The organism is Actinomadura logoneensis (genome assembly GCF_003428695.1).
Taxonomy (GTDB): domain Bacteria; phylum Actinomycetota; class Actinomycetes; order Streptosporangiales; family Streptosporangiaceae; genus Spirillospora; species Spirillospora logoneensis.
This window is the reverse complement of the sequence record NZ_QURH01000228.1, coordinates 1-8404: the sequence shown is the minus strand read 5'-3', so window position 1 is coordinate 8404 and position 8404 is coordinate 1. Positions and strand designations below refer to the sequence as shown.

The window sequence follows — 8404 nt, the reverse complement described above, 5'->3', positions numbered from 1 at the left end:
CCCCGGCGCGGCGGGGGCGGCCGGCGGGCCGGGGACGTCCGGGGCGCCGTACGCGGACCACACCGGCCACCGGTACGGCCCCGACGCGGTCGATCTCGGCGCGTACGGGCAGCGGGGACGGGAGTGGGAGCCGACCGCCGGGTCCCGCCGCGACCCCGACCGCGGGCACGACTGCGGCAGGTCGCCGCTGACCTGGTTCGTCCTGCTGCTGGCCGCCGGCGCGGGCTGGATCACCGCGACACAGGAACTGTCCGCGCGGGACGACTGGGCCGGCTGGACCGCCGTCCTCGCCACCGCGCTCGCCGTGACCGGCGCGGGCCTGCTGGCGGGCGTCCGCTTCCGGGTGCGGGGCCTGGCGACCGTGGCCTCCATGCTCACGTTCGCGCTGTTGACGACGTCTGTGGCCGCGACGGCACCGCGCGGCGGAGAGTACGGGGACACCATGTGGCGACCGACGGACGCGGCCCAGGCCGCACAGGACTACCGGGTGACGATCGGGTCCGGCACGCTCGACCTGACGGCGCTGCCCGTCTCACCGGGCCAGCGGCTGGAGGTCTCGGCCGCGGTCTGGACGGGCCAGCTCCGCGTCGAGCTGCCCGCCAACGCGCGGGTGAAGCTGGACGCGCGGGTCAAGATCGGTGACATCCGGATCGAGCAGCGCACCGTCAACGGGCCCAACGCGCGGACGACCGAGACGCTCGAACCGACCGCCGGCGGCGCCGACCCGGCCGTGATCACGCTCCGGATCCGGGGGACGCTCGGGGATGTCCAGGTGAACCGATGACCGACCACACCGCTTCGTCCGACCGCTCCGGAGCCGGAGCCGGAGCCGCGACCGCGACCGGGGACGGCCCGGCGCGGCGTCCGCGCCGCCTGGACGCCGCCGCTCCGCTCGCCGGGGTGTTCTACCTGGCCGTCGCCGGACTGTTCATCGCGGGCGCCGTGCGCGGCCGTCCGGTCGGCGATCCGATGGTGGTGGCAGGGGTCGTGCTCGTCCTCATGGGAGTGCTCGGGATCGTCCGGGCTCTGCTGAAGGCCCAGCGCCGCTCCCGACACTGAAAAGTAAAGTGTGATGAGGGTCACTCTGCCCCAGGGGAACATGCAAACCGGACATTGAGGTTAAATTTCCTCGTGAGGTTCTCCGAGAAGAAGATTTGGCTCGTGGCCAGGTTGCACGTCGACCTGTGCCGCCTCGCCAGCGTGCTGTGTAACGGCTGACGCCCCTCTCTCGTCCCCGACCCACGTTCACCCGCCGTCGGCGACCGCGCCCGACCGCGCGCGCCCACGGAACCGTGCCGCCCGTCGCACGCCCGCTCACGGCTCACGCCCGCCCGCCTCCGTCTTTCCCTGACGGCGGCGCGCCCGCGTTTCCGGCCGCAGGTGAACCGTCCCTGGAGCAGTCTCTGTGAACCTTCGCGTCTGGAAGTGGCAGTTCTGGCAGCAGATCGTGCTGTCGCTCGTGCTGGGCGTCGCCCTCGGCGCCGTCATCAACAACGTGGCCGCCGACGGCAGCAAGATCGCCACCGACTGGCTGGACCCCTTCGGCGACGTCTACGTGTCGCTGCTGAAGATCGTGGTCGTGCCGCTGGTGTTCGCCGCGATCGTGGTGAGCATCGGCAAGCTGCGCAACGTCGGCAACGTCGCGCGGCTGACCGGCAAGACCCTCGGCTGGTTCGTGGCCACCTCGGCGATCTCCACCGCCGTCGGCCTCGGCGTCGCCTTCCTCATCAACCCCGGCAAGGGCCTCGGGCAGCTCGCGAGCGAGAAGACCGAGACCGACCCGGTCACCTGGACCCAGGTCCTGCACAACCTGTTCCCGTCCAACATCGTCAAGGCGATGTCGGAGGGCAACGTGCTCGGCGTGGTCACCTTCGCCGTCCTGTTCGGCGCGGCGCTGGTCGCGGTCGGCGAGCGCGGCGAGCGCATCACCGCCCTGGTGGACGACCTGTACGGCGTGATGCAGAAGATCGTCTGGTGGGTCGTCCGGCTCACCCCGATCGGCTCGTTCTTCCTGATCGGCTCGGTCGTGGCCACCTACGGGCCGTCCACGCTGGAGCCGCTGGCCAAGTTCACCGGCGCGATCTACCTCGCCGTCGCCCTCATGCTGGTGCTGGGCTACCCGGTGCTGCTGCGGGTATTCGGCCGCGTCTCGCCGCTGAAGTTCTACCGCAACTCCTGGCCCGCGCTGCAGTTCGCGTTCGTCTCCTCGTCCTCGATGGCGACGCTGCCGATCGCGCAGCGGGTGCAGATCGAGCGCAACGGCGTCCAGCCGGAGTACGCCAGCTTCGCCCAGCCGCTCGGCGCGACCATCAAGTTCGACGGCTGCGGCGCGATCTACCCGGCGGTCGCGGCGGTCTTCGTCGCCCAGTACATGCACCTGCACCTGGGTCTCGCCGACTACCTGCTGATCGCGCTCGCCGCGGTCATCGGCCAGCTCGGCACCGGCGGCACGCCCGGCCCGGCGCTGGTCGCGCTCACCCTGACGCTGACGACCGTCGGCCTGCCGCTCACCGCGGTCGGCTACCTGATCGCCATCGACAAGGTCATCGACATGGCCCGGACCACGCTGAACGTGGCCGGCCAGATCGCGATCCCCGTGATCGTGTCCCGGTCGGAGAACCTCCTCGACGAAGAGGTCTTCAACGCCCCCAAGGGCGACCTGGGCTCGGCCCCGAAGCAGGAGGTCCCGGTCCAGCGCGAGACGGTCCCCGTCCCCGCCTGACGGCCCGTCCCGTCTCGCACGTCCTCTTTTGGACGAACCGCGTCGCGCGCCCCTCAGCCGAACGGCCCCGCGTCCCCACCCGGACGCGGGGCCGTTCCGCATGGCCCTGTCCAGCTCCGCATGGCCCTGTCCGGTTCCGCACGGCCCTGTCCGGTGGCGCGGGGGCGGCGCTAGGGTGAGCGCCCCGCCGTCCGGGTGCGCGGACGGCGGCCGCACCCCCGAGGAGGCCGACCTTGCTCCGACCGATCGCCGCGACGGCGCTGATCCTGGCCCTGGCCACCGCCTGCGGAGGCGGCGGCGACTCCGGCACGGACGCGGGCTCCGTCCCCCCGCCCACCGCCTCCGGCTCCCCGAACGCCTCGGGCGCTCCGGGCACTCAGCGTGCTCAGGGTGCTCAGGGCGGCGGCGGTCCCGGTTCGACGGGCTCCCCCAACGCGTCCGGGAGCCCCGGCGCGTCCGGCGGTCCGAGCACTCCGGGCACGGTCAACGGCGTCGCACCCGGCCGCGCCGCCCCGTCCAAGCTGGACGGGACGTGGACGGCCGGCGGGGTCAAGCTGTTCTTCTACCGCGGCGCGGCGGCGCTCAACACCCCGAACTTCTGCACCGGCACCGTGGACCCGCAGAACACCATCACGCTCACGTGCGCGGACGGCTCGACCAAACGCACCCAGGGCAAGGCCGTCCTCGACGGGAAGACCCTCACGGTCACCTGGACGGGCGGAACCGTCGACAAGCTCACCCGCAAGAGCTGAGCGGCAAGAGCCGAGCCGCCAGAACTGAGCCGCAGAGCTGACCGGCAAGAGCTGAGCCACCCCCAAGGCAATCCGATCGGGCGGCCCCCTCCCCGCCCGCGCCCGACTCCTGAACGGCCCCGTAACCCCAGGTTGCGGGGCCGTTCAGCGTTTTCGACGGGATCGGGCGAAGACGTCCGGGACACGGGTCCGGTTGTCCGCGTGGCCGGATCCGGCCACGCGAAAACGATCTTGTTGACATCAGTAGTTACTGACGGGTTTGTATGAACCCTCACGTTTTGTTTGACGCCCGGACCCCCACCCCCTCCACGTTCTGCCTGCGTGTCCGGCCCGGGGTCCCAGAAGGAGGCGAAGCATGCGTCGTAGGACGCGCGCGGGGGCGGCGGCACTGGCCGCGGCCCTGGGCACCACCTCGTTCCTGACGGTCTCGGTCACCGCCGCGCACGCCGCGCCGGCGACCGAGTACTCCGTCCCCATTCCCGACGTGGCCCCCTCCGGGGTCGCGAAGGGCCCGGCCGGTTCGGTCTGGTTCACCGAGAACGCGGGTGGCATCGGAAAGATCTCCGCCTCCGGGAAGGTGACCGAATACCCGGTCCCCGCCAACTCCCAGAAGCTCAAGGGCCTGCCCGGCGCGATGGCCAACGGGACCGACGGCTCGATCTGGTACACCGACATGTCCCAGACCGTGCCCCGCGTCGGCCGCGTGGACCCGGCGACCGGCACGTCGACGCTGTTCGAGCTGCCGACGTCCGGGCCGTTGAACTTCAACTACGCGCTGGTCAACTCCATCACGCCCGGCCCCAACGGCTCGATGTGGTTCTCCGGCCTCAACGCCGGCGCGATCGGCAGGATCGACGCGTCCGGCAACGTCGCCGTCTTCGCCGCCGGCGGCTACCCCTCGTCCATCAAGGCGGCCAAGGACGGCTCGGTCTGGTACGCCGACCAGACGGGCTCCGTCGGACGCCTCGACCCGGCGACCGGCGAGGTCAAGAAGTTCCCGGTGCCCGGTTCCACCCTGGGCCAGCCCGCCCTCTCCGACGTCGCGATCGCCACCGACGGGAAGGTCTGGTTCACCGAGCCGTCGGTGGGCAAGGTCGGCTTCGTCGACCCGGCCACCGGCGCGGTCAGCCAGTTCGCACCGACGACCAACGACTCCAAGCCGACCGGGATCGTGGCGGGTCCCGACGGCCGGGTCTGGTTCGTCGAGACCGCCGCGAGCAACGTCGCGGTGGCCGACGTGTCCGGGAGCATCACCGAGTACCCGCTGCCCGCGACGCTCTCCGCGCCGCGCAGCCTGATGTTCGGCCCGGGCGGCAAGATCTGGTACAGCGCGCCCGGCCGCGGTCGCATCGGCGCGTTCGACCCGGCCAACCCCCCGGCCGGCCCCGCGCACGTGGCGACCCCGCCGCTCGCCACCGGGACGTACCCGTCGGCCGCGCCCGGCTACTCGGCCCGCTGCGTGGTCGGCGACCTCTGCCAGACCCAGGTCGTCACCGGCGGCGAGATGAAGATCGGCAGCTTCGTCCAGAAGCTGCCGTCCGGCGCGATCCGCGTCACCGGCGGGATCAACGACCTGACCGACATCTCGAACATCCCGCTGAACAAGCCGGTCACCGGCTCCCAGCTGGAGGCCAAGGAGCTGGAGGTCCCCGGCGGCCTCATCGGCCAGCTCCCGCTGGTCGGCCCGATCCTCGGCAAGTCGCCCGCCGCGATGCTGTCGGTCAACAAGCTGACCGTCACGCAGTCGCTCGCGGGCCCGGTCACCGCCTACTTCACCCCCACGGGCGGGCTCGGGGCGCGGCTCGCGCTGAACCTCAAGCTGAACAACCCGCTGCTCGGCACCAGCTGCGTGATCGGCCCGGTCAAGGCGTCCCTGGAGCCGGAGATGACCGCGGGCGGCCTCGCCTCCGACCCCGCGCTCGGCTGGAACGCCGGACCGGTGTCGATCAAGGCTCCGGTCGCGGTTCCCTCGGCCAAGGGCTGCGGTCCGGCCGGCATCCTGAACGGCGTCGTCAACCAGCTCATGGGCCTGCCGTCGGACGCGTCGAAGAACATGATGACCCTCACCGGCGTCTTCTCCCTCGCGGCCGGCACCAACCCGGACAACCAGGCCGGGCTGCGCAAGGCGTCCACGCTGTCCCCGGCGCTGCAGAAGCTGCTGGTCAAGAAGCCGAAGGCGCGCGCGCTGCCGAAGGCCCCGCAGAAGGTCACGCTCCGCCTGAAGGCCCGCCACTGACCTTGCGGAGACGTCGCTGACCGAGCGTCGGCGGCCTCCCGCAGTGCGGTCCGTCCCCGGTCCGCCGCCGTCCGCCCCGCGGACGACGGCGGACCGTTCGCATTCCGACCCCTGCGACCCGAAGACCTCCGTCGCCGCGTCCCCGCACGGACGGCCCGCGCCCCACGATCACCACGTCACCGAACGAACGGCGAACCCCACACGGAAGGCGCCCAGCCGCACGACCGGCGCGTCCCACACGAAAGCACCCCGCCGCGAGGCCGGCGCGTCCCACACGAAAGCACCCCGCCGCGAGGCCGGCGCGTCCCACACGAAAGCACCCCGCCGCGAGGCCGGCGCGTCCCACACGGAAGCACATGGGTGTAGCTCTTCTCTAGGGGCCTGCTGAGCTGGGGATTCGTGCTTGGGCTGTTTGATCGCGGGGTTGGCTTCTACCGTGAGTGCAGGCGGGCGAGGCGGTGGTGGGGATGGTGTCGTGGCAGGAGGAGTTGACGCGGCGGCAGGTGGAGTCCCGGCAGCGGATCGAGAACCTCCGCAGGCAGCTTGCCGAGGTGCAGGCGCGGTTGGAGGCCGAGGAAGACTGGCTTCTGGAGCTGGAGATCGCCGAGAGGATGATGAACAAGGTTCTGGGTGAGGCTCCCCAAGCTGCCGAGCCGGAACCGAAGAGCGGTAAACCTCCTGCTGCCGCTGCGGAGGCCGGACCGGAGGCCGAGGCGGCGCGGCGGGCTGTGATCTTGGTGCCGCCGTGGGAGCCAGAGGTGGAGGTCTCGGTCCTGCCGAGGGCGTATCGAGATGTCCTTGAGGTGTTGGCCGATGTCGACGGCGCGATGCGGGCGGGCAAGGTTTCGCTGGCGTTGGGGCGGGGCGAGGCGGCGGTCAAGGACGAGGGGCTGCGCGGCAAGCTCAAACGGCTGACCGAGCGCGGTTGGCTGGCCGAGGGCGAGCCGGGGATGTTCACGCTGGTCGAGGGCGTGCGGCATCAGCTCACCCGGCCGGAGGCGGGGGCGGGCACCGGCTCCTCATCGTAGGGATGGTTGGCGGCGGTTCTTCCTTGCGGGAGGCTCGAAGTACGTTGTCCCGAAGAGGAGCAGCGATCATCCCTGCGGCGGGTGGGAGAAGAACACAGATGGCAGTGATGACTCCCGATGCGAGGCGCGTGCTCGGGGACGGGTTCGTGGCGAGTGTGCGCGCCTCGGACATCTACGGGCGTTCGATCATCGAGGACGGCTGGGTGTTGGAGGAGGGGGCGGCGCTGCTGGTCGCCTTCCGCAAGTCTTACTTCGGGACACGGTCCGCCGGGACCGTGGATTGGGAGCTGGCCGTCAACGGGCGGGGCATTCCCGACGACGACATCACCGCGCACGGGGATGAGCGGATTCGGCTGCTGATGCAGCGCGGGACGGCTTTCGCCTGGGAGGCGCTTCGCGCGCTCGGCTCCTCGTTCCCGGGACATCCGATGATCGCGCGTGTCTCGATCAGCGAGGTGATGTCGGCCCCTGGCGAGTTCACCGGATACGTCTCCTTCTTCTCGGCCGCGTTCGCCGAGGCCATGCGCGTGGAGCGTTGGGGAGAGGGCGAGATGCTGCTCTATCTGTTCAGCGAGGAATGCACGGAACCGCTGCCGGAGGACGCGACACGCGCAGGATGAGCAGAATGGGCGCGGCTCTCTGGCGAGCACCTGCTGAACTGGGCGGACGGGTCACTGAGGGAGAGCCGCACCCGAAGCACATGGGCCCCACTGGGCGGCGTACCGCCGCACGGACGGCACATCGCCCTCTCGCCCTCGCCTGCACCGGTCTGGAGCGAGGGTCAGACGGCGGGGGTGAGCTGGGCGTGGAGGGTGATCGCGAAGGCGGGGCCGGGGTTGGTCAGCTCGTGGGTGTGGGTGCCGCCGTGGACGCGGACGCGGTTGGCGCGCAGCGGGCGCTCGGCCACGCCCTCCTCGGCGATGGACACCTCGACCAGCTCACCCGCGATCATGATGCTGACCTCCGTCCCGACGTGGTCGTGGACGCCGGTGCGGTGCGCGGGGGGCCAGGTCGTCAGCCACAGCCGGACGCCGTCCACCTCGTCCAGCGGCACCCGGACGGGCGCGGCGGGGTCGAAGCCGACCAGGTGCCACCAGCGGGCGGGGCGGGCCGCGAGGTCGCGGATGCGGGACGCGAGCTGTCCCACGGTGGGCGGGTTCCTGAGCAGGTCACGGCCGTGCGGGTCGTCCTGCCCGCGCATCATGAGGTCGGGAGCCAGATCGAGGTCCACGGAAGAAGTCCTTCGGCTGCGCCCGGGTTCCTCGCGGAACGGACCGGGGCGGTCGGGCTGTCGGGTCGGTGGTGGAGATCAGCGACAACAACAACACGAAGGACACAGCGCGCCGGCCGCGCGGCCGAAGGCCACGAGGCACCGCAGGGAGACGCGCGCTGACATGCCACCCAGAACACACTCCGTGACCGGCCGTTGTCAAGTCGAACGGCGAAGGGCACCGTGAAGTCCTGTTTCTCCTGGCGTTCACCCTTTGATCACGTCCGGTCCCGGTTTCCGCTTCCGGACAGGGAGAGCATGCGGATCGGCATGACCGAAAGACGATCGGAGTCGGCGATGGAGCTGGACAGGCGGAACCTGCTGCGCGGCGGGCTGGTGGCGGGCGGCGGCGCGGCGCTCGGCCTGCTGGCGGGCGGCACGGCGGGCGCGGCGGCG

Annotated in this window: 8 protein-coding genes and 1 pseudogene; 8 read left to right on the top strand and 1 reads right to left on the bottom strand. The window is 71.5% G+C overall.

What is annotated here, in order from left to right:
* The 8 genes and pseudogenes from DZF91_RS13345 to DZF91_RS13315 all read left to right on the top strand — a co-directional run.
* A pseudogene (locus tag DZF91_RS13345) lies at positions 1-784 on the top strand (hypothetical protein); the annotation flags it as partial.
* Positions 781-1059, top strand: a complete 279-nt coding sequence (locus DZF91_RS13340) for a hypothetical protein (protein WP_117357796.1) — start codon at positions 781-783, stop codon at positions 1057-1059. The pseudogene DZF91_RS13345 and the gene DZF91_RS13340, both read left to right, overlap by 4 nt.
* 72 nt (positions 1060-1131) lie before the next feature.
* Positions 1132-1218 (top strand): putative leader peptide, encoded by an 87-nt coding sequence (locus DZF91_RS43150; RefSeq protein ID WP_407920909.1) that lies wholly within the window; start codon positions 1132-1134, stop codon positions 1216-1218.
* 187 nt (positions 1219-1405) lie between these two features.
* Positions 1406-2722: a dicarboxylate/amino acid:cation symporter gene (locus DZF91_RS13335; protein WP_117357795.1), complete on the top strand. Its 1317-nt coding sequence runs from the start codon at positions 1406-1408 to the stop codon at positions 2720-2722.
* A gap of 233 nt (positions 2723-2955) precedes the next feature.
* Complete coding sequence (locus DZF91_RS13330; RefSeq protein WP_117357794.1) at positions 2956-3474, top strand: hypothetical protein; 519 nt, start codon at positions 2956-2958, stop codon at positions 3472-3474.
* Between the two features lie 355 nt (positions 3475-3829).
* A complete protein-coding gene (locus DZF91_RS13325; protein WP_117357793.1) occupies positions 3830-5710 on the top strand; it encodes a virginiamycin B lyase family protein in 1881 nt (626 codons plus the stop codon).
* Positions 5711-6150: 440 nt separating this feature from the next.
* A complete protein-coding gene (locus DZF91_RS13320) occupies positions 6151-6738 on the top strand; it encodes a hypothetical protein (RefSeq protein WP_117357792.1) in 588 nt (195 codons plus the stop codon).
* 98 nt (positions 6739-6836) lie between these two features.
* Positions 6837-7358: a hypothetical protein gene (locus tag DZF91_RS13315; RefSeq protein ID WP_117357791.1), complete on the top strand. Its 522-nt coding sequence runs from the start codon at positions 6837-6839 to the stop codon at positions 7356-7358.
* Positions 7359-7519: 161 nt separating this feature from the next.
* Here the strand turns inward: DZF91_RS13315 and DZF91_RS13310 are convergent, their stop codons facing one another.
* Complete coding sequence (locus tag DZF91_RS13310) at positions 7520-7969, bottom strand: cupin domain-containing protein (protein ID WP_117357790.1); 450 nt, start codon at positions 7967-7969, stop codon at positions 7520-7522.
* Positions 7970-8404 lie beyond the last annotated feature (435 nt).